At 27.1% G+C, this 21,490-nt stretch carries 20 protein-coding genes; 14 read left to right on the top strand and 6 right to left on the bottom strand.

Going from position 1 to position 21,490, the window contains the following annotated elements; translation table 11 throughout:
- The first annotated feature begins 1 nt into the window (after position 1).
- From FMAG_RS02315 to FMAG_RS02345, 7 genes are all read left to right on the top strand, one after another.
- Positions 2-688, top strand: a complete 687-nt coding sequence (locus tag FMAG_RS02315; protein ID WP_005883684.1) for an SDR family oxidoreductase — start codon at positions 2-4, stop codon at positions 686-688.
- A gap of 129 nt (positions 689-817) precedes the next feature.
- The gene (locus FMAG_RS02320; protein ID WP_005883686.1) at positions 818-1,375 is read left to right on the top strand and encodes a ferritin family protein; all 558 of its coding nucleotides are present in this window, start codon (positions 818-820) and stop codon (positions 1,373-1,375) included.
- 176 nt (positions 1,376-1,551) lie between these two features.
- Positions 1,552-3,054, top strand: coding sequence for a putative basic amino acid antiporter YfcC (yfcC, locus tag FMAG_RS02325; protein WP_005883688.1), 1,503 nt, complete (start codon positions 1,552-1,554; stop codon positions 3,052-3,054).
- A 139-nt stretch (positions 3,055-3,193) separates the two neighbouring features.
- The gene (locus FMAG_RS02330; protein ID WP_005883690.1) at positions 3,194-4,696 is read left to right on the top strand and encodes a DUF1846 domain-containing protein; all 1,503 of its coding nucleotides are present in this window, start codon (positions 3,194-3,196) and stop codon (positions 4,694-4,696) included.
- A 106-nt stretch (positions 4,697-4,802) separates the two neighbouring features.
- Positions 4,803-6,179, top strand: a complete 1,377-nt coding sequence (locus FMAG_RS02335) for an AAA family ATPase (RefSeq protein WP_005883692.1) — start codon at positions 4,803-4,805, stop codon at positions 6,177-6,179.
- On the top strand, positions 6,179-6,763 hold the full coding sequence (locus FMAG_RS02340; RefSeq protein ID WP_005883694.1) for a hypothetical protein: 585 nt from the start codon (positions 6,179-6,181) through the stop codon (positions 6,761-6,763). The genes FMAG_RS02335 and FMAG_RS02340 overlap by 1 nt, the downstream gene beginning before the upstream one ends.
- Before the next feature lie 13 nt (positions 6,764-6,776).
- Positions 6,777-7,808 (top strand): glycosyltransferase family 9 protein, encoded by a 1,032-nt coding sequence (locus FMAG_RS02345; protein ID WP_005883696.1) that lies wholly within the window; start codon positions 6,777-6,779, stop codon positions 7,806-7,808.
- A 71-nt stretch (positions 7,809-7,879) separates the two neighbouring features.
- Here the strand turns inward: FMAG_RS02345 and FMAG_RS02350 are convergent, their stop codons facing one another.
- From FMAG_RS02350 to FMAG_RS02375, 6 genes are all read right to left on the bottom strand, one after another.
- The gene (locus tag FMAG_RS02350; protein ID WP_005883699.1) at positions 7,880-8,539 is read right to left on the bottom strand and encodes a 3-oxoacid CoA-transferase subunit B; all 660 of its coding nucleotides are present in this window, start codon (positions 8,537-8,539) and stop codon (positions 7,880-7,882) included.
- Positions 8,540-8,541: 2 nt separating this feature from the next.
- The gene (locus FMAG_RS02355; RefSeq protein WP_005883700.1) at positions 8,542-9,261 is read right to left on the bottom strand and encodes a CoA transferase subunit A; all 720 of its coding nucleotides are present in this window, start codon (positions 9,259-9,261) and stop codon (positions 8,542-8,544) included.
- A gap of 35 nt (positions 9,262-9,296) precedes the next feature.
- On the bottom strand, positions 9,297-10,091 hold the full coding sequence (locus FMAG_RS02360) for an enoyl-CoA hydratase/isomerase family protein (RefSeq protein ID WP_005883703.1): 795 nt from the start codon (positions 10,089-10,091) through the stop codon (positions 9,297-9,299).
- A 444-nt stretch (positions 10,092-10,535) separates the two neighbouring features.
- Positions 10,536-11,324, bottom strand: a complete 789-nt coding sequence (murI, locus tag FMAG_RS02365; protein ID WP_005883704.1) for a glutamate racemase — start codon at positions 11,322-11,324, stop codon at positions 10,536-10,538.
- A 27-nt stretch (positions 11,325-11,351) separates the two neighbouring features.
- Positions 11,352-12,545, bottom strand: coding sequence for a sodium/glutamate symporter (gene gltS, locus FMAG_RS02370; RefSeq protein ID WP_005883706.1), 1,194 nt, complete (start codon positions 12,543-12,545; stop codon positions 11,352-11,354).
- A gap of 356 nt (positions 12,546-12,901) precedes the next feature.
- Positions 12,902-13,780 carry a YegS/Rv2252/BmrU family lipid kinase gene (locus FMAG_RS02375; RefSeq protein ID WP_005883708.1) on the bottom strand — a complete coding sequence of 293 codons (879 nt, stop codon included), beginning with the start codon at positions 13,778-13,780 and terminating at the stop codon, positions 12,902-12,904.
- A gap of 158 nt (positions 13,781-13,938) precedes the next feature.
- Between FMAG_RS02375 and FMAG_RS02380 the strand changes: the two genes are divergently transcribed.
- From FMAG_RS02380 to FMAG_RS02410, 7 genes are read left to right on the top strand one after another with little or no spacing between them, the layout of a single operon-like run.
- Entirely contained in the window at positions 13,939-15,039 is a 1,101-nt protein-coding gene (locus FMAG_RS02380) for a glycosyltransferase family 9 protein (RefSeq protein ID WP_005883710.1), read from the top strand.
- Between the two features lie 11 nt (positions 15,040-15,050).
- Positions 15,051-16,241, top strand: coding sequence for a glycosyltransferase (locus tag FMAG_RS02385; RefSeq protein ID WP_005883712.1), 1,191 nt, complete (start codon positions 15,051-15,053; stop codon positions 16,239-16,241).
- Positions 16,238-17,428, top strand: coding sequence for a glycosyltransferase (locus tag FMAG_RS02390; protein ID WP_005883714.1), 1,191 nt, complete (start codon positions 16,238-16,240; stop codon positions 17,426-17,428). The genes FMAG_RS02385 and FMAG_RS02390 overlap by 4 nt, the downstream gene beginning before the upstream one ends.
- 12 nt (positions 17,429-17,440) lie before the next feature.
- Positions 17,441-18,193, top strand: a complete 753-nt coding sequence (locus tag FMAG_RS02395) for a lipopolysaccharide core heptose(II) kinase RfaY (RefSeq protein WP_005883716.1) — start codon at positions 17,441-17,443, stop codon at positions 18,191-18,193.
- Between the two features lie 11 nt (positions 18,194-18,204).
- Complete coding sequence (locus tag FMAG_RS02400; RefSeq protein WP_005883718.1) at positions 18,205-19,272, top strand: glycosyltransferase family 9 protein; 1,068 nt, start codon at positions 18,205-18,207, stop codon at positions 19,270-19,272.
- Positions 19,265-20,461, top strand: coding sequence for an O-antigen ligase family protein (locus FMAG_RS02405; RefSeq protein ID WP_040493547.1), 1,197 nt, complete (start codon positions 19,265-19,267; stop codon positions 20,459-20,461). Before FMAG_RS02400 ends, FMAG_RS02405 begins: the two co-directional genes overlap by 8 nt.
- Complete coding sequence (locus tag FMAG_RS02410; protein ID WP_005883721.1) at positions 20,462-21,469, top strand: glycosyltransferase family 2 protein; 1,008 nt, start codon at positions 20,462-20,464, stop codon at positions 21,467-21,469.
- The last annotated feature ends 21 nt before the right edge of the window (positions 21,470-21,490 follow it).

A 21,490-nucleotide genomic window follows, 5' to 3' on the forward strand; every position in this document is an offset into this window, starting at 1 on the left:
GATGAAAAAAGTATTGATAACAGGGGCTACATCTGGAATAGGACTAGCTATATCAAAAAAAATGTTAGATATGGGATATAGCGTCTATGGAGTGGGAAGAGATTTTAGTAAGATTGATATAGCTTCTTCAAATTTTTACCCAATTGTTTGTGATCTTATAAAATATCAAAATATAGAGGATATGGTAAAAAAATTAAAAAAAGAAATAGATATACTTATTAATTGTGCAGGGATAGGATATTTTGGACCTCATGAAGAGATAAACCCTACAAAGCTTCATAAAATGATAGCTCTTAATTTAGAAGCTCCTCTTATTTTAACTCAGCTTCTTCTTAGAGATTTGAAAAAGAGAAAGGGAACAGTTATAAATATATCATCTATTACAGCTACTAAAGCTAGTACATATGGTTGTGCATATTCTGCTACTAAGGCTGGGCTTGTGCATTTTTCTAAGGGATTATTTGATGAAGTAAGAAAAACAGGAGTAAAGGTAATTTCTATCTTACCAGATATAACAAAGACTCCTTTTTATGATGAATTAAATTTTAGAGAGGGAGAGGAAGAAGAAAGTTATATTCTTCCAGAATGTGTAGCAGATGCAGTGGAGAATATACTATCTCAAAGAGAGGGAACAGTGATTACAGAGATAATATTACAGCCTCAAAAACATATAATAAGAAAAAAATAAAATTTTTTCAAAAAATACTTGACAAAAAGAGTAATATATAGTATATTATTATTGTAGTAAATATGAAACGATTACAAAAAAGAAAAATAAGAATAAAATAAATTAAATGAAATTTAAGGAGGAATTAAAATGGCAAAATGGAGATGTAAAGTTTGTGGAGAAATTATAACTGATGAGGCAATGACTCAATGTCCTGTATGTAAGGCTGGAAAAGATAAATGGGAAGAAGTAGTAGAAGGAGCAGGAAGAGTTTGGGCAACTGAACACAAAGTTGGAGAAGGACTAGCTTGTGGAGATGAAGAAATAATCGCTGGATTAAGAGCTAACTTTGAAGGAGAGTGTACAGAAGTAGGAATGTACCTAGCAATGTCAAGAGTAGCTGACAGAGAAGGATATCCAGAAGTAGCAGAAGCTTATAAAAGAATAGCTTTTGAAGAAGCTGAGCACGCAGCTAAATTTGCTGAATTATTAGGAGAGTGTGTAACTGCTTCTACTGAAGAGAACTTATCAAGAAGAGTTGAAGCTGAGTACGGAGCAACTTCAGGAAAATTTGATATCGCTAAGAGAGCAAAACAATTAGGATTTGACGCTATCCACGATACAGTTCATGAAATGGCTAAAGACGAAGCTAGACACGGAAGAGCTTTCGCAGGATTATTAGAGAGATATTTTGGAAAAAAATTCTAATCAATCTTTAGAAAAATAAAAAATAATTAGTATTAAACTACATCTGAAATCTTAGATATTAAGGTAACAGATGTAGTTTTTTATTTTAAATTAATTTCTATAAAAAATATTTTTTTATTGATAAAATTAATGATATAAAGTATAATTATATGGGATAAAAATAAATGGAGGTAGAGATGAAGAAAAAATTTAATATGCCAGATACATATGTCATAATATTTTTTGTTGTAATATTTGCAGCAATACTTACACATACTGTACCTGTGGGGAAATTCCAAATGGAAAAGGTAACTTATGTTACTGAAACTGGAGCTGAAAAATCTAGAGAGGTTCCAGTAGCTGGAAGTTTTACTTATGAATTGGATGAACAAGGGGAACCACTAGTAAAAGGAGTTAAATTCTTTGAGCCAGGAGGAGAAGTTGGAGTATCTAACTATGTTTTTGAAGGTATAACAAGTGGAGATAAATGGGGAACTGCTGTAGGAGTAATTGCTTTTATTATAATAACTGGAGGAGCTTTTGGTATAATTTTAAGAACTAAAGCAGTGGAAGCTGGACTATTTACTCTTATTAGAAAAACTAAGGGTTCGGAGTATCTATTATTACCAATAGTATTCTTCTTCTTCTCATTAGGAGGAGCTGTATTCGGAATGGGAGAAGAGGCTATTCCTTTTGCGATGGTTTTAATACCTATAGTAATTGGAATGGGGTATGATGCTGTTACAGGAATCTTAATAACTTATGTTTCTACACAGATAGGATTTGCTACTTCGTGGATGAATCCATTTAGTGTTGCTATAGCTCAAGGGGTTGCAGGGGTACCAGTGTTATCAGGAGCTAGCTTTAGAATATTTATGTGGGTATTCTTTACTGCATTAGGAATAGTATTTACATTGAGATATGCAAAAAAAGTAAAAGAAAATCCTCAATCTTCTATATCTTATGAAACAGATGCTTTCTATAGAAATGAATTTAATATGGAAGAGCAACAAGATATAGAATTTAAATTAGGACATAAATTAGTTTTATTAATAGTAGCTTTAGGAATGGCTTGGGTAATTTATGGGGTTGTAAAGTTTGGATATTTCTTACCAGAAATAGCTACTCAATTTGTAATAATGGGAGTTGCTTCAGGTATTGTAGGAGTAATATTTAAACTTGGAGATATGAGAATTAATGATATTGCTTCATCTTTTAGAAAAGGAGCAGAGGATTTAATAGGAGCAGCTATAGTAGTAGGAATGGCTAAAGGAATTGTATTAGTTCTTGGTGGTGCTGATGCAGGAACACCTAGTGTTTTAAATACTGTACTTAACTGGGTAGCTAATGGATTAAGTGGATTACCATCAGCAATTTGTGCTTGGGTAATGTATATTTTCCAATCTGTATTTAATTTCTTTGTTGTATCAGGATCAGGACAAGCAGCACTTACTATGCCTATAATGGCACCACTATCAGATTTAGTAGGAGTACCAAGACAAGTAGCTGTATTAGCTTTCCAATTAGGAGATGGATTTACTAACTTAATAGTACCTACATCAGGAATATTAATTGCTATATTAGGAATAGCAAAATTAGATTGGCTAGTATGGGCTAAATTCCAAATAAAATTCCAAGGAATTTTATTTTTCTTTGGTTCAATATTCGTTATAGTTGGAGTATTAATGAATTTACAATAAAAATTGAGGGTGTATATGCACCCTCTTTTTTTAAATTATTAATTATATAGAAATAAAAGTAAAAATAGTATAGCAATTATTTAAATTCTATGGTAAAATATAAAGTCGAATAAATTTTAATTATAAGGAGAAGCGAATAATGAAGATAGGATTTGATCACAATAAGTACCTTGAAGAACAATCTAAATATATTTTAGAGAGAGTTAATAATTATGATAAACTTTATCTTGAGTTTGGTGGAAAACTTATGTTTGATTTACATGCTAAGAGAGTTTTACCTGGATTTGATGAGAATGCTAAGATAAAAGTATTACATAAATTAAAAGATAAGCTTGAAGTAATAATCTGTGTTTATGCTGGAGATATAGAGAGAAATAAAATTAGAGGAGACTTTGGAATTACATATGATATGGAAGTTTTCAGATTGATTGATGATTTAAGAGAGCATGAACTTCAAGTAAACAGTGTTGTAATCACAAGATACAATGATCAACCTGCAACAACTTTATTTATTAATAAATTAGAGCGTAGAGGAATAAAAGTATATAAACATAGAGCTACAAAGGGATATCCTACTGATGTAGATGTAATAGTTAGTGATGAAGGATATGGACAAAATCCATATGTAGAAACAACTAAGCCAATAGTTGTAGTTACTGCACCTGGACCAGGAAGTGGAAAATTAGCTACTTGTTTAAGTCAATTATACCATGAATATAAGAGAGGAAATGCAGCTGGATATTCTAAGTTCGAAACTTTCCCAGTATGGAATGTACCTTTAAAACATCCTTTAAATATAGCTTATGAGGCAGCAACTGTAGATTTACAAGATGTTAATATGATAGATCCATTCCATTTAGAAAAATATGGTGAAACAGCTGTAAATTATAATCGTGATGTAGAAGCTTTTCCATTATTAAAGAGAATAATAGAAAAGATAACTGGTAAAGAGTCAATTTATCAATCTCCAACAGATATGGGAGTTAATAGAGTAGGATTTGGAATAGTAGATGATGAAGTAGTAAGAGAGGCTTCTAAGCAAGAGATAATCAGAAGATATTTCAAAACTGGTTGTGAATATAAAAAAGGTTATGTAGATTATGAAACTTTTAAAAGAACTCGTACAATAATGGATGCACTAGAATTAAAAGAAGAGGATAGAAAAGTTGTAGGAGTAGCTAGAAAAAAATTAGAGGATATAAAATCTAAGCAAACTGAGCCAGCTTCTGCAATAGCATTTGAGTTACCAGATGGAACAATGATAACTGGTAAGGCATCTCCACTTATGGATGCAGCTTCAGCAGCTATTTTAAATGCTGTAAAATATTTTGCTGGAATTAATGATGAGATATTATTAATCTCTCCAGTTGTATTAGAGCCAATTTTAAATTTAAAAGATAAGACTCTTCAAAGTAAAAATATTGCTTTAAACTGTGAAGAGATACTTATGGCATTAAGTATCTGTGCAGCAACTAACCCAATGGCACAAGTGGCTGTACAAAAATTATCAATGTTAAAAGGAACTCAAGCTCACTGCACAAATATACTTGGAAAAACAAATGAACAAACTTTAAGAAAGTTAGGAATTGATTTAACTTGTGACCAAGTATTCCCAACAGAAAATTTATATTACAATGATTAATAAATTAGGAAATATAAGAGAGGAAGACTTTCTTGTATTTCCTTTTTTTCTAGGGGAATTTAGAAAAAAGTGGTATAATTGAGGAGAAAATAAGTGGAGGTGAAAGATGAGATTTCAATTAAAAAATGTTGGAGTTATCTCTGAAGCAGATATGTTATTAGATAATATAACTTTGATAGCAGCTGAAAATGACAGTGGAAAGAGTACAATAGGGAAAGCACTATTTACTTTAATAAATACAATGAATTATTTTGAAGATGAATATATTTCAACTGTAAATAAAATGCTTGAAGTTACACATTATGGATTAGTTAAATTAATTGAGCAAGAAGAAGAGATTTATTCTAAAAAAATTATAAAAAATCTATTAGAAAATAATTTTATATTTATAACAAAGACAGAAATAAATAATTTAAAAAAATACTTAGAAGACATATTAAATGAAACAATAAAATATAAGAAAAAAATTTTTATAGATGATAAAATTTTACAAAAAATTGAAGTAAATATAAAAGAATTAAATAAATATGTTGATAAAGATAATGATATAAAAAAACTCTTGAGTTTAGAAAAATCCTTAAAAGAGTTTTTAGAAGCATTATTTAAAGTTTTTAACGAAACTTTAGATTATAATTTAATTGAAAAAGAATCTTTTCAAAAAGCACTTAAAGAGGAATTTGAAACAGGAATTAGAAATATATTTGAAGATAAAGAGGAGTCATCATTAATATTAGAAGATGAAAATAGCTCAATAGAGATAAAATTACTTAATGATGAAGTAGTAGAAACAAAGCTTCCAATAAGAGAGTTGAGAAATAACTATAATATAATATATATAGAGTCTCCTCTTATAATAGATTATTTAGATAAAATTTGTAGTGAAAAAGAGAGAAAAATAGATGATAAAAACTATATTTTAAAAGAAAATTTGATGAATAAACTTGAGTTTAATATAGTTGATAATCTTTTAGGAAAAGAGAAAGAGATAGAAAAAATAAATAAACAGATAGTAGAGATAATATCTGGAGAATTTACTTTTGATAAACAAACTAGAAAATATAATTATAAGAAAAATGGATACAATATCAATGTAAAAAATACAGCTAATGGAATAAAAACTTTTGGATTAATAGAGATGTTACTTAACAATAGAAGATTGAATGAAAAGACAATTTTGATTATAGATGAACCAGAGGTACATCTACATCCAAATTGGCAGGTTAAGTATGCAGAGATATTGGTAATCTTGGCTATGAATTTAAAAGTTAAAATTTTATTAAATTCTCATAGTCCTTATTTTATAGATGCTATAAAGATTTATTCTGAAAAATATAGATGTAATACTAGGTTTTATTCTATGGTGGATTCAAATGAAAGAACTTCAAAAATATTATTGGATAAAACAAATGAGTTAAGCTTTATATATAAAAAATTAACTGAAGCATATGAGATATTAAAACAAGTAGAATTCAGTGATGTGTAATGAAAAATGAAAAAGATATAGAAAATTTTTTCAAGGAAAATTATAGTGATTATTTACAAACTATCTCTTTGGTTTCAAAGGATGACTCTGGAGAAACACCTATTTCAATGATAGAAAATGATGATGTAAAGATATTTAATTTTGATAAGGGTGTTCTAAAAAAAATCTGGAATAATTTGGGAAAGAGATATGAGATAATGGCAGTAGATGGATTAGATTTTCAAAATGATACTGTCTATCTAATTGAATTTAAAAATGGAAAGTTGAACAAGAAAGAGGATAAGATAGGAATTAGATTAAAATTAACAGAGTCATTATTAGGGATAGTTAGAGGTTTTGAAGATATTAAGTTTAAATGTGATTTTGAAAATCTTCTAAAGTTACAGAAAAAATATATATTAGTATATAATGAAGAGAAGAATTATATGTCAGCTTCTTTTGGAAATATTTTAGAAGGAAGAGCTAATATCCAAATTTTAAAAGAGATTTTATCAGAGTATGAAAAAACACTAGTAGATAAAATACTATTTATGAGTAAGACAGACTTTGAAGAGTTTTATTTAAAAAAATATTATAGAGACTAAAAAGGAGAGAAGAGTGAAAATATTAGTAGTTAGATTTAGACAGATAGGGGATTCTATCTTAGCAGCTCCAATATGTACTACACTTAAGCAGACTTTTCCAGATGCACAGGTAGACTATGTAGTGTATGAGCATATAGCTCCTATATTTGAGAAACATCAAGGCATAGATAATGTAATAAAAATAACTAAAGAGGAGCAGAAAAATCCTTTTAAATATATAAAAAAGGTTTGGCAGGTTACTAGAAATCATTATGATATAGTGATAGATATAATGTCTACTCCTAAAAGTGAATTATTTACACTATTTTCTAGGGGAGCTAAATATAGAATAGGAAGAGCTAAGAAAAAAAGAGGTTATACATATACTCATAAGATTGAGGAGCCAACAGGAACAAAAAATAAAGTAGATAAATTTTTAAGAATGTTAAAACCTTTAGAGCAAGAGTATGATGTAAAATATACAGAGGATTTTTCTATACATATATCGGAAGATGAAAAAATGTATATGAGAGATAAGATGATAAAAGCTGGTGTGGATTTTTCTAAGCCAGTATTTGCTTTTGCTATCAATGCTAGAGTTCCTGCTAAGGTGTTTAATATAGATAAGATGTTAGAGATAACTAGAAGAATAATAGCTGATATTGACCCACAAATAATTTTTTACTACTCTCCAGCAGAAAAAGAGTTTGCTTTAAAGGCTCATGAAAGATTAGGGCATGATCCTCATATATTTACTAATATAGAGACTAAAGATATAAGAGAGTTAGCAATGCTACTTAAAAATTGTGATATGTTCTTTGGAAATGAAGGAGGACCTAGACACCTAGCTCAAGCAGTAGGAACACCTAGCTTTATAGTACAAAGACCTAATCTTGATATAAAGGAATGGATAGTAGAAGATGAAAGACATCAAGGAGTAGGACCATTAGATGTAGACCCTGATGCATATAGTAAATACTCTGCTAAAGAGCAAGAGGATTTAGTAATGCCAGATTTAGTAGTAGAGAGATTTGAAGAGTTCTATAATAAATGTATAAAAAGATAATGAAAAAAGGATATGAGTGTACTACACCCTCTATCTTTAATATCTAAGATAGAGGGTGTAGTTTTTTTATGTTATTCCATAACTCCTATTTCATCTGGAACAATAATTTCTGCATCAGTAGCTGCAATAATATCTTCAACTGTGTAACCAGGAGCAAGCTCTTTAAGAACCAATCCTTCTGGAGTAACTTGAAGATAACATCTTTCAGTTACAATATCAGTTACACAATTTTTTCCAGTTAATGGAAGTGTACATTTTTTTAAAATTTTAGGAGCACCATTTTTTTCACAATGGTCAGTAGCAACAATTATACGTTTTACACCAGAACATAAATCCATAGCTCCTCCCATACCAGGAACTAATTTTCCAGGTATAGTCCAGTTGGCGATATTTCCCTCTTGATCTACTTGAAGAGTACCAAGAACAGCAATATCAATATGTCCACCACGAATAAATCCAAAGCTAGCAGTATGGTCATGAATACTACCACCAGAAATTATAGAGGCGGGCATACCACCAGCATCAATAATATCTATATCAGCATCATCCCAGCTAGGAGTAGGACCACTACCAACAGTACCTATTTCAGCTTCAAGCCATATATCTACTCCTTTAGGAAGGTAGTTAACACACATTAGAGGAACTCCAATTCCTAAATTTACAAAGTCTCCATCTTTAAAAAATTTTGCACAACGAGAAGCAATTAGTGAACGTCCTTTTAATTCAGCCATGATTATTTACCTCCTTCTTGAGCTTTTTGTTTTAACCTTTGCCAATAAGGACATACATGTCTAGTATTACCCTCTCTTACATAAATCATATCAACTAATGGAGCTGGGACATCAATTTCACTAGGACCTAATTCTCCTACTTCAACTAATTCTTCAGCTTCTACTATAACAATATCTCCAGCAAAAGCCATCTCAGTACTGATAGCTCTAGAATTCATTCTAAAAGATATGTTTCCAGCTTTATCAGCTTTAGTAGCTTTTATTAAAGTTATATCTGTTCTTAGAGGTAACTCTAATAGATATTCTTTTCCATTGATTTCTAATTTTTGTTTTCCTTTTTCAACATCTGTTCCAAGTCCAGTAGGAGTTAAACATCCTCCTAATCCATAACCACCACAACGAATTCTTTCAGAAAATGTTCCTTGAGGACTGAACTCAATATCTAATTCTCCAGCAAACATCTGGTCTTTTGCTACAGGATTTAGACCAATATGTGTTGTGATAAGAGATTTAACTCTTTTAGCACTGATTAATTTTCCAAGCCCAAGATCTGGCATACCAGCAGAAACAGCAATTGCATGAATATCTTTAACACCTTTATCTAATATTCCTTCAATAATATCGTCAGCAGCAAATTCTCCATGCCAATCTCCAAACATTATAGTTTGACCATCGTGAAATTTTTTAAGTATCTCTTCCATAGAAAATATTTTCGATAACACTTTTCATCCCACCCTTCATCTATACATAAATTAGATTATTTTCCTTCAAAAATAGCTTTTCTTTTTTCCATAAATGCTTTACATCCTTCTTGGAAATCCATAGAAGCTGCACACTCTCTCTGTGTAGGAATCTCAGTTTCAGCAAGCCATTTCTTATAATCAGAGTAGTTAGCATCATAAATTTGTTTTTTAATATTTTTATAAGAGATAAGTGGACCAGCAGCTAGTTTTTTAGCAAATTTCATAGTGACTTCTTCTAATTCTTCAACAGGAACAACTTTATATGCTAATCCAAGTTCTTTTGCTTCTTCTGCTCCCATAGGTCTACCAGTAGCAGCTAATTCCATTGTACGAGAAGTTCCAATAGCTTTAGAAAGTAGATATGTTACACCAGTATCAGGTACAAGTCCTAAATTTACAAAGGCTAATAAAAATTTTGCATCTTCAGCACAAATCATAAAATCTCCACCAAGAGCTAAACTAACTCCAGCTCCTGCAGCTGCTCCTGATACAGAAGTGATAACCATTTTACTCATTTTTTTAAGTCCGTCTGCAACAACACCAACCTTTGCAATTAGACCGTCCATATTTACTTCCCCACCAGCTTGTATTAATTTATAAAAATATCCAATATCTCCACCAGCAGAAAAAGCTTTACCAGCACTTTTGATTACAAGAACTTTAACATTAGGATCTTTTTCAGCTTTATCTACTACATACATCAATTCATCTGCCATCTGTTCATCAATAGCATTAAGATTTTTTAAAAAATTCATTGTAACTATTCCAATACCATCTTCAACAGTATAAATTAGTTTTTGTAATTCCATAATAAACCTCCACCTTATTAAAAAACAGTAGTAAATAATTTATTAGTGTAAAACAATTTCAAAAAAATTTTTTATTCCATTGGAACCACCTAAAACCTCTAAAAATAATTTTATAAAATAAGAAAATTATTTTTAATTTATTATTAAAGTCAATGTTCTTCTTAATAGGAGTATACCTCGTAAATTTAAAAAAAAACAAGGGGATGTTGTAATTTAAAAAATTAAAGTTATTGTAACTAAATTCAAGAATGACTTTCGTTCAAAGAATAAAGAGCAAGTAGGTTCATCTCACTAAAAACACAAAACTCGTTTCACTCAAACAGTTGTGTTTTTTAGCGTTCGATTTCGCTGACTTGCTCTATTTATTCTCCTCAATCTTCGTCATTCTTGAATGTTATTCTCTCTCCTAGTAAATTTCTTAAATTGAAATAACCTCTTTTTATTTTATACTGAATATATATTTTTTATCTCAAATCCTAAAAACTTTTCTGCTATCTTTTTAAATCTTTCTTTATTACCACTTACAAAGAAATCAACTCTTCCTTTTTTATCAGAGGTATTTAGACTATCACTTAACTTTAGTAAAGAATATAGCTCTAAAGCTGTTTCTCTAGCTGGATCTACAATCTTACCAGAAAAATATTTTTCAATATCTTCTCTAATAATAGGGTAGTGAGTACATCCTAAAATAAGAGTATCAGCCTTCTTTGAAAGATTATCAATATGATTTTTAAGAAGCTCATATCTATCTTTGTGTGTTTCCCAACCTGTTTCTATCATAGTACAAAATTCTGGGCATCCCTCTTGAGTTACAGAGATATTTTTAGAAATTTTATTAAATTTTGTAATATAGGCTTTAGATGAAACTGTAAAAGGTGTAGCTAAAATATTTATCTTATTATTGCTTGAAACTTTTAAAGCTCTCTTTACTCCAGCATCAATAACTCCAATAATAGGAATTGAGTATCTATTTTTTAAACTGTCTAAAGCAGCAGCGGTAGCTGTATTACAAGCCACCACTACTGCTTTACATTCATTAGCTATAAAAAAATCTAATATCTTATAACATAATTCTCTAATCTCTTCTGCACTTTTTTGTCCGTAAGGAGAATTTTTACTATCACCATAATAAAATATATTTTCATTGGGAAGAATACTCAATATCTCTTTTAGAACGGTAGTACCTCCTACCCCAGAATCAAAAACTCCTATACTCTGTTTTTCTAATTTCAAATGCTTCCTCCCTTAATAAAAATAATATTATTTAAAAATATTCATAAAGAATGTAATTATAGAAGCATTCACAAAGTCTATAAATAGAGAACCAACTAATGGCAATACAAAGAAAGCCTTAGCTGAAAATCCATTGACAGATGTGAAAGTTTCCATATTTGCCATAGCATTAGGAGTAGCTCCTAATCCAAATCCACAGTGTCCAGTAGCAAGAACAGCAGCATCATAATCTTTTCCCATTATTCTAAATGTTATATGGTAAGCAAAAAGTGCCATGATAACAGTTTGGATAAGTAAGATAACTATTAATGGTAAAGCTAGTGCAGCTAATTCCCATAATTTCATTGACATCAAAGCCATAGATAAGAACAATGATAGAGATATACTTCCAATTATAGAGATCTCTTTCATTGGTAGAGTTTTCTTTTGAGCATCTGCTATATTTCTAATTATAGCAGCGATAACCATAGGTCCAAGATATCCAGGTAAAACTAATCCAAGTTTCTTACTAAATACTGGAATACAAGCACCAATACCCATTGCTAAAGATATAACTACTACAGAATCAAAGAGAGTTCCTTCAGAAATAGGATTGTCAGATTCTAGCTTAATAGTAGAGTTTCCAGTTTCTTCATCAGTTGTCTTAGCTTTTAAATTGTACTTTTGTAGAAGTCTTTTAGCTACAGGTCCACCTATTAAACATCCAGCAACTAGTCCAAATGTAGCAGAAGCAATAGCTACTGAAAAAGCACCAGCTGCTCCAGCCTCTTCAAGTACAGGACCAAAAGCTCCAGAAGTTCCATGTCCTCCAGTCAATGGAATAGAACCAGCAGCAAGTCCAATATATGGATGTAAATTAAAAGCTTTAGCTAAGAAAACACCAACTACATCTTGAATAATAACTAAAATAGTAGCAGCAGCTAAGAATAGAGCAACTCCTACTCCACCTTTTTTCAGGAGTTCAAAACTAGCTGAGAATCCTATAGTAGTAAAGAATATAACCATTAAAAAATCTTTTAAAATACTGTCAAAGTTAAAAGTAAAAGTTCCAGTATTATGACCTATTAACATAAAAATAGAAAATAGAGTTCCACCTATAACAGGAGCTGGAATAAAAAATCTCTCTAAGATAGGAACTCTTTTCTTAATTCCTTTTCCTAATAATAATAAGATTACTGCAATAGCAAGAGTTTCTGCCATATTAAATGTGTACTCAAACATAAAAAACCTCCTCATATTATTGTAATTATGGTTTATATTATGAATATACCTTATACCATAGTTAAAAGTCAATAATTGACAATATATATAATTGATATTTATATTATCAAAATATGATATAGAAGTTTTTTAAAATAAAATTTAATTTAAACATAAAGTAAAAAAAATAATTTATTTTCCTTTTAATAAACATTTAATAAAAAAACTGTGCTAATATAATCTTATCAGCATCTTTTTTATAAAATAAAAAAATAATAAAAATTTATAATATATATAATATTTTACAATAAAAGTGCAAAAAAATAAAGTATGTTGTAAAAAAATACTCAGTTTTTAAAAATGAGCTTTTTTTACTCTTAGTATATGATTTTCAATCCATTTTTAATACAAGAAATATGAACAGGAGATTTAGGACCAACCTCTCCATCTATATCACTATTTAACGAGGAATCAAGATATTTAACAACAAAGTCTGAACTTTTAAAATGTATAATATCCTTTGGTTCTTCTAGATGTTCTAATTTTAAAAACTCAAAAAGTGAAAGGAAGGTAGATAGAATATTCTCTCCCTTTACTATGATAACATCTAGTAATCCATCATTTATTTCACTTTTGTAAGATATATTTATATTTCCTGCTGTACGTCCATTGAAGGTAAAGAAGATAAGTGCATTTCCTTCATAAGAAAACTCATCTGATGTAACTTTGATATCTAATTTTTTTAGTGATGGTAATTCTTTTATTCCGTTGATGTAATAAGCTAATTTTCCTAGAGTATTTTTTTGATGTGTAGGTGTTTTTTGTGAGATATCAGTAAAAAGTCCAAAGCTAAATACATTTATAAAGTATTTGTCATTAGCTTTACCTAAATCTATCTCTCTAATCTCTCCAGAAAGAATTTTATTACAAGCTTCTCCTATATCTGCTGGCATACCTATATATTTTGCAAAATCATTGGCAGTTCCCACAGGAAGTATAGCAAGAGGAATATCTAAATTTTTCTCTTTCATTAAATTTATAATCTGATTGATAGTTCCATCTCCACCAGCTCCTAAGATATGATGGTAAGAGCTATCTATGTCAGAAAAAGTTTCTTCTAAATTTTGCTCAGTGGATATTCTAAAAGGAATGATAGTATATCCTTTTGCTTGATACTTACTGATGATTGTATCTAAATTCTTTGTAACTACTCCATCTCCAGAAAAAGGATTGTATATAAATTTAATTTTTTTCATATCACACCTCATTATTGTAACTTATTACTTCCTAATGTATATAATATCATATAATTTGAAAAATGGTGTATAAAATTTAATAAAAATTTGGTATAATTTAGAATGAGTAAATATGTATTAAAAATCTTGAAAATGTTGGAAGTTTAGAAAGGAAATCTATGATTAGGAAAATAAATAGAGTATTTCAAAATTTTTTAAGAAATCAAAAAGTAAAAATAGCTAGGTTATTATGGGATAAAAAAGAAAAAGTGAAGATAATTAAAGAGGATCTAATAGAAAAAAATGGAATAGACTCTATTATAATAATGAGAGATGATGGAAAAATAGGGGATATGGTTGTAAGCAGCTTTATTTATCGAGAGATAAAAAAACAATATCCTAATATTAAAATAGGAGTAGTAACAAGAAAAGGTGCTACTGACATTATAAAAGATAACCATTATGTTGATAAAATTTATGAATATAAAAAAGATAGTAGTTATTTAAAAAATCTAGCTAATGAGATAGCTAAAGAAAAATATGATTTATTAATAGATACTTCTACTATCTTAAGAGAAAAACAGATAATGTTTATTAGCAAGTGTGACTGTAAAATAAATTTGGGAGTAGATAAAGAGGGGTGGCAATTATTTGATATAAGTGTACCAGAGGAAAAAAATTCTCATATAACTAAAAGATTTATAAATATTTTAGAAGTATTAGGAATAAAAGAGATACAAAGTAATTATGATATACAGATATCAGATGAAGCTCTGGTAAAGGTAGAGAAAAAAATAAAAGAAGAGGAAAATATACTTGAGGTAAGTGGAAAAGAAAGAGTTATATTAAATCCATATACTGCAAGTAAACATAGAAATTTTAATAGAAAAAATATAGAAAAGATTATAGAAATTCTTTTGAAATATAGAGAAAATGAATTATATTTGTTGGGACATGGAGAAAATAAAAAAGAGATATTAGAGATAAAAGAAAAGATAAAAGATAAAAGAGTACACTATATAGAATTAGCTGGAATACAAGAAGTAATAGCTTTGATAAAAAATTGTGAAATGATAATATCTCCAGATACTTCTATTGTACATATAGGAGTAGGGTTAGATAAAAAAGTGATAGCTATATATAGAGAAGATGTTATAGGAAACAATGGTGTATTGTGGGGACCAAATTCAGATAAGGCTATTCAAATTTTTTCAAAAGAGAATAAAGATGATGATATAAATAATTTTGATATGAGAGAAATAGAGAGAGCAATAAGTTAAGGGAGATTTTTATGGAAAAGAAAAGAATATTGTTTTATAATGGACAGCTATTTATGGGAGGAATAGAGAGAGTATTAATTTCATATTTACAAGGTTTAGCAAAAGAAAAAGATTTAGAAATAACAGTTTTAATAAAAGAAAATGATCCAGAAAAAAATATATTTTTTAAAGATATCCCTAAAAATTTACCAGTTATATTTATAAAAACAGAGGAAATGGTTAAATTTAGAAATAAGGTAAAGAATAATAAGAAAAATATTTTTTGTAGATTACTATATCCATTACTTTTAAGCTATGAAAGAATATATATGAAAAAATGGTTAAAAAAATTTATGCAAGAAAATAAAGAGAAGTTTGATATAGTAATAGATTTTGATATGAGTTTAGGAAAATATCTAGATGTAATACCATTACCTAAAATAGGATGGGTTCATTATAATCTTTCAAGTAAAAAAGGTAAGAAAAAAGTAAGATTAAGTGAGAGATTAAAAAAATATGATAAGATTGTTAATATTTGTGATGAGATGTTGCAAGAGATGATTCAAATATTTGATGTACCAAAAGATAGACTATATAGATTATATAATCCTTTTGATATAGATATAGTAAAAAAGAATATGGAAGCTGAAGTTGAATCAGAGGATGAAAAATTTTTAAAAAATGAATATATGGTAGCAGTATCTAGACTAGCAAAAGGAAAGGGAAGAGAAGATTTAATAGATATATATTATAATTTAAAAAATAAAGGAATAAAAGATAAGTTATATATAATAGGAGATGGACCACAAAAATCAGAGTTAGAAGAAAAAATAAAAGAGTTAAACCTTGAAAAAGATGTATTGCTATTGGGACAGAAAAAAAATCCATTTCCATGGATGAAGAATGCAAAACTCTTCTTACATACTTCATATGGAGAAGGTTTACCTACAGTATTTTTAGAAAGTATGATTTGTGGGACAGCTGTAATTGCCTATGATTGCCCAACAGGACCAAAAGATATTTTAGGTAAGAATGAATATGGAATCTTAGTAAAAAATGGAGATAAAAAAAGTTTTGAAGAAGAGATAATAAATTTATTAGATGATGAGAATAGAAAAAAATATATGTTAGATAAGTTTATGAAGGAAAAAATAAAAGAATTTGATGTAAAATATATAGTAGAGCAATTTAAAAAACTTATTAATTTTGGAGATGAAGAATGAAGAAAAAAATAGTTTTTAGAAGTGGAAGTCTTAGAATGGGAGGACTTGAAAGAGTATTAATAGAGGTTCTTCAAACAATAAACAAAGATAAGTACGAGATTATCTTGGTAATAGATGATGATTGTGGAGAAAATAATATTTTTGAGAAGGATATTCCGAAAGAGGTAAAATATTATTTTTTAAAATCACAAGAGCTAATTCAGAAAATAGATAAGTATAGATTGAAAAAAAAGAATTATATATATAAAATCTTATATAATTTTTATTTAAACTATTCAACAAAAATAATGTTTAAAAATATGGAAAAATTAGTAAAAGAAATGGGAAGTATAGATATATTAGTTGATTTTGATGCTGGTGCAACTAAATATATAGATAAATTAAATATAAAAAGAAAAATTGTTTGGATTCATAATTCAATTCCAAATTTAAAAAAGAAGAAAGATAAGATAGAAAGGTTTGGAAAAAGATTAGAACATTATGATACAATAGTAGCAATTTGTGATGAGATGAAGGAAGAACTAGAAAATATTTATCCTAAACTAAGAGGAAAAATCAGAAGGATATACAATCCATTTAATTTTGAAAGAATAGAAAAATTAAGTGAAGATTTAAGTGAGTTAAATAATGAACAAAAAAATATGCTAAAAGATGACTATTGTATCGCTATTTCAAGATTAGATACACTTCAAAAAGACTACTTAACTTTAATAAAAGCTTTTTCAAAGTTAAAAGAAAAAAATATAAATAAAAAATTATATATAATAGGAGATGGACCTTCAAAAGAAGAAATAAGAATATATATAGAAAATTATAAACTTGAAGACCAAATAAAGTTATTAGGTAGATTTAAAAATCCATATGTATGGTTAAAAAATTGTGATTTTTTTATACATAGTTCAAAATATGAAGGGTTTGGGTTGGTTTTAGTAGAAGCAGCTTTTTTTAATAAATTGGTTATATCAAGTGACTGTAAAGTAGGACCAAGTGAAATTTTGGAATATGGAAAAAGTGGATATTTATTTAATGTTGGGAATTTTGAACAATTAGCTGAAATATTAGAAAAAATAATATTAAAAAAAGATGGAGAAATAAGTAAAATTATAAAAAATATGGAAAAAAATCTATTAAGATTTGATAAAAGTGTAGTTTTAAAAGAGTATGAAAAACTATTTGATGAAAATTAATAAGGTGATAATTTGAAAGATATAAAATCTAGTGAATATAAAGAATATAAAATCTATTTTCCACCAAAAGAAAAAATGGAAGAATTGTGGAAAATTATTATAGATAATACTTTTAAACTTAATAAAGTACTGAAAGATACAAAGAGAAACTATGTAGCTATAGTAGAAATTAATAATAAAAAATATATTTTAAAAGAATTTCGTTCAGAAGTAGTTATTCCTCAAAGGAAAATACAAACCTTCTTTAAAAAAGGAGAAGCCCTTACTACATTAAAAAATGGTCAAGAAGCTATAAAAGAAGGAGTAACAGAGTTAGTAGAACCATTAGTTGCTATTATAAAAAAAGGAATTTTTATTCAAAAAAGCTTTCTTTTAATGGAATATATTGATGGAAATATTCTTAGAACAAATGAAGATATAGATAAGGTAATTGAAATAATAAAGAAAGTACATAAGTTAGGAAGATATCATGGAGATCTTAATACTTCTAATTTTGTAAAAATCGAAAATAAAATTAAAATGATAGATACACAAATGAAAAAAGAAAAGTATCTATATTTTAAAAGAATATATGATATTTTTACACTAAAAGAGGATTTGTTAGTAAAAGAGTTGAGATATAATGTGGATATGAAATATTCAATAAATAAAAAAGGATTTTCATATATATTAGTCTTTATTTTAAAAAAGATAAAACGTTCTAATTTTATAGAAAAATTCAGAAATTTGAAAAAAGATTTGAGAAAAAAAGGCTGGAGAATATAGGGAGAGGAAAAGTGAAATTATCAAATATTAGAAAAAAATTGAAAGAGATATATTTGGATGTATATTTTAAATTGAAACCTTTTGAATATAAAAAAGGGAATAAAATACTTTTAACTGTAACAGACGGTTTAGGAGATAATATTGTTCGTGAAAAATTGCTAAGAAAATTTTTAGAGGAATATGGAAATGATAGAGTTATAGTAATGTGTGTAGAAAAAACTAAATCCTTTTTAGAAAAATTAGGATTTAATAATATAATTATATATAGTTCTTCTCATAGAAAAAGGATAAAAGGGAAAATTGAATTAATAAATAAGATAGCGAGTTTAGGAATTGAAAAAATAGTTTCATTAGAATTTGATCAACATGATATTTATGTGAAATACATAAAAAATGTAGAAAAAATAGGATATTTTAATAAATTTAACACTAAATATAATAAATATTATAATAAAATTATAAATTTTGAAAGAGAAAATTATATTCTTGAACAAGTTAAAAATTTCTACAATGAGTATTTTAATAAAAATTTAACTTTGAATGGAATTCTTCCAGATATAAGCAATATGTATGGTAAATCAGAAAAATATAAAAACGTAATATCTTTCGGGATAGGATCTGCTGATAGAAAAAAAATGTTATGTTCAGATAAGGTAGTTGAAATAATAATAACTTTAAATAAAACTTCAAAAAATAAAATAATTTTATTAGGAAAAGGGGAATTAGAAGAAAAATTAGTTAATGAAATAAAAACTAAGATTAAGTTAGAAAAATATAATGTTATAAATTTAGTTAATAAATTAAGTTTAACAGAAACATTAGAAATTATAAACTCGGCAAAAATTTATTTAGGAGTAGATTCAGGATTATATAATTTTGCATTTGGATTTAGGAAGAAGATTCTTGCTTTTTTTGGACAAAAAAATAGTTTTTCACATGATAAATTTGAAAATGTAAGGATAATATATGGTAATAGTGAAAATAGAGAAGAGAATTACTTTGGAACAAAATTATTAAATTCTATAGAAATAGATTATGAAGATTTAAAAAAATTTTTAGTAGGGGAAAATGATGAATAAAGAAAAATTTTTAAAACTAAAAGAGATAGTTCTATATATTTTAGGGGTAAGTCTTTTTATAAATTTTAATATTACTAAAATTAGTTTAGGTTTTATTTTTGTATTTATTTTAATAGATATATTTTATTTTAAAGAAAAAATGGAATTCGGAAATAAAAAATTAAGAAAATTAGTATTATTCTTTATTGGAGTAGGGATTTTATGGAATTTTTTAGCTGATTTTAATTATAGAGCAGTTAGAGCATTTCTTAAAATAAACCAATATTTTATAATTACTTTCTATTTATATTCTTTAGTAAAAGAAAAAAAAGAGATTTTAAGAAAGTTTATAATAAGTATAGGGATAGGATATCTGTTGTTATTTTTTAATGGAATAAATACATATTTTTTAAAAAAAGATATTTCAAGATTTGAAGGGTATTTAGGGATTATGTCTACAGCTTTAATCAGTTCAATTATAACAGTATTTTCTTTTGGAGGGATATTAGAGAGTAAAAGTAAAAAAATCAAAATTTTTAGTATTTTTCTATGTGCAAGTTCATTATTTTTACTTGTTATTTCACAAACTAGAGCAGCATTATTAGCTGTTATTTTATCGTGTTTTATATTAGTAGTTATTAATAAAAATATTAAATTATTATTATCATGTATAAGTGGAATGGTATTGCTATTAATATTTTTCCAAACTCCATATTCAAATAGATTTAAGAAAAATACTTTTAATATTGAAAGAACAGTACAAAATACTTCTAATGGATTAAGAGTAGAAATGTGGAAAAATGCAATTTGGCGTTATTCACAGCATCCAATAACTGGAACAGGAACTAAACAAGATAAGAAGTTGTTTGATAAATATGTAGATATGATGCCAGAAGATACTAAAGTTCAAAGATATTATAAATCTATATTTGAAAAAGGATTTGATGATGCTCATAGTATGTATCTTAATAACTTAGTATATCATGGGGTATTTTCAATATTTCAATTTTTAATTTTTTTACCATATTTTTTAATAGTTTTAATAAAAAATCTTGAATTTAAATATAGATTAGCTACTTTTGGTGCATTAATAAGTTATTGTATCTATGGAGTGGTATGGCCTCTTTGGAGAGGAGGAGCAGACCCAGTATTTTTATGGGTTATTTTAGCGATAACAGGATGCAGTTGCTTGAAAAATAAAGGAGAATAAATGAAAAAAATAAGTGTAATACTTCCAGTTTATAATGTCGAAAAATATGTAAGAAAATGTCTTTTATCAATAGTTGAACAAAGTTACCAAAATTTCGAAGTTTTAATAGTTGATGATGGAAGTGTTGATAATTTTTTTAAAGAGATAGAAGATATAGTTGCAGAAAATAAAAATATAAAAATATACCAAAAAGCAAATGGAGGAATAGCTTCAGCTAGAAATTTTGGTTTAGAAAAAGCAAATGGAGATTATATTTTATTTATTGATAGTGATGATTGGATAGAAAAAGATTTATTTAAAAATTTAGTAGAAAATTTAAGTGATGAAGATATTTTAATATTTAATTTAGGAGAGTATAGTAATAAAGAAGGTAAAATAATAACAAATAGAAGAATAAAAAATATAAATAAAGAATTGTTGAAAATTAATGAAGGATATATTTTTTTAGATGAAGTTCCAAATGGAGCAACAATAAAAATTTATAAAAGATCCTTTATAGAAAAAAATAATTTTAGGTTTAATGAGGGGTTAAAGTTGTATGAAGATACATACTGGGATATAATCACTTTAATTAATACTAAAAAGGTAAGATTTTTAGATTATGTTGGATATTGGTATAGAGTAGGAAGAGATGGAAGCTTGATAACAGACTTATCTAGTGAGAAAAATAAAAAATATCAATTAATGATAAAAGAATTATTGTTAAAATTAAAAGATGAAAATATTTCAGAGTTAGTAAAAATAAAATTAGAAATTTTAATATTGAGAATAGAAATTGAATTAGAGGAAATTAGTAAAAATTTTTTTAAAGAAGAATTTACAGAGTTTTTTAAAAAGAGTTTAACAATAATAGAGAATGAGAAAAATACCATAGTTAAAAAATATTTTAAAAGTAAAATAAAAAAAATAATAGAAAATAATATAAATAAAATAGATATTTTTAGATATATTTATATAAAAAATAATTTAATTACATTAAAAATGATTAGAAGAAAAATTTTTAAATAGATAAGAAAAAAGAGATTTGAG

The sequence above is a fragment of the Fusobacterium mortiferum ATCC 9817 genome (genome assembly GCF_000158195.2).
Taxonomy (GTDB): domain Bacteria; phylum Fusobacteriota; class Fusobacteriia; order Fusobacteriales; family Fusobacteriaceae; genus Fusobacterium_A; species Fusobacterium_A mortiferum.

Excerpts from the sequence above, each read along its gene's own strand:
- FMAG_RS02315 (WP_005883684.1), top strand. The coding sequence starts at position 2 with ATGAAAAAAGTATTGATAACAGGGGCTACATCTGGAATAGGACTAGCT.
- FMAG_RS02320 (WP_005883686.1), top strand. The coding sequence starts at position 818 with ATGGCAAAATGGAGATGTAAAGTTTGTGGAGAAATTATAACTGATGAG.
- yfcC (WP_005883688.1), top strand. The coding sequence starts at position 1,552 with ATGAAGAAAAAATTTAATATGCCAGATACATATGTCATAATATTTTTT.
- FMAG_RS02330 (WP_005883690.1), top strand. The coding sequence starts at position 3,194 with ATGAAGATAGGATTTGATCACAATAAGTACCTTGAAGAACAATCTAAA.
- FMAG_RS02335 (WP_005883692.1), top strand. The coding sequence starts at position 4,803 with ATGAGATTTCAATTAAAAAATGTTGGAGTTATCTCTGAAGCAGATATG.
- FMAG_RS02340 (WP_005883694.1), top strand. The coding sequence starts at position 6,179 with ATGAAAAATGAAAAAGATATAGAAAATTTTTTCAAGGAAAATTATAGT.
- FMAG_RS02350 (WP_005883699.1), bottom strand. The coding sequence starts at position 8,539 with ATGGCTGAATTAAAAGGACGTTCACTAATTGCTTCTCGTTGTGCAAAA.
- FMAG_RS02360 (WP_005883703.1), bottom strand. The coding sequence starts at position 10,091 with ATGGAATTACAAAAACTAATTTATACTGTTGAAGATGGTATTGGAATA.
- gltS (WP_005883706.1), bottom strand. The coding sequence starts at position 12,545 with ATGTTTGAGTACACATTTAATATGGCAGAAACTCTTGCTATTGCAGTA.
- FMAG_RS02375 (WP_005883708.1), bottom strand. The coding sequence starts at position 13,780 with ATGAAAAAAATTAAATTTATATACAATCCTTTTTCTGGAGATGGAGTA.
- FMAG_RS02380 (WP_005883710.1), top strand. The coding sequence starts at position 13,939 with ATGATTAGGAAAATAAATAGAGTATTTCAAAATTTTTTAAGAAATCAA.
- FMAG_RS02385 (WP_005883712.1), top strand. The coding sequence starts at position 15,051 with ATGGAAAAGAAAAGAATATTGTTTTATAATGGACAGCTATTTATGGGA.
- FMAG_RS02390 (WP_005883714.1), top strand. The coding sequence starts at position 16,238 with ATGAAGAAAAAAATAGTTTTTAGAAGTGGAAGTCTTAGAATGGGAGGA.
- FMAG_RS02405 (WP_040493547.1), top strand. The coding sequence starts at position 19,265 with ATGAATAAAGAAAAATTTTTAAAACTAAAAGAGATAGTTCTATATATT.
- FMAG_RS02410 (WP_005883721.1), top strand. The coding sequence starts at position 20,462 with ATGAAAAAAATAAGTGTAATACTTCCAGTTTATAATGTCGAAAAATAT.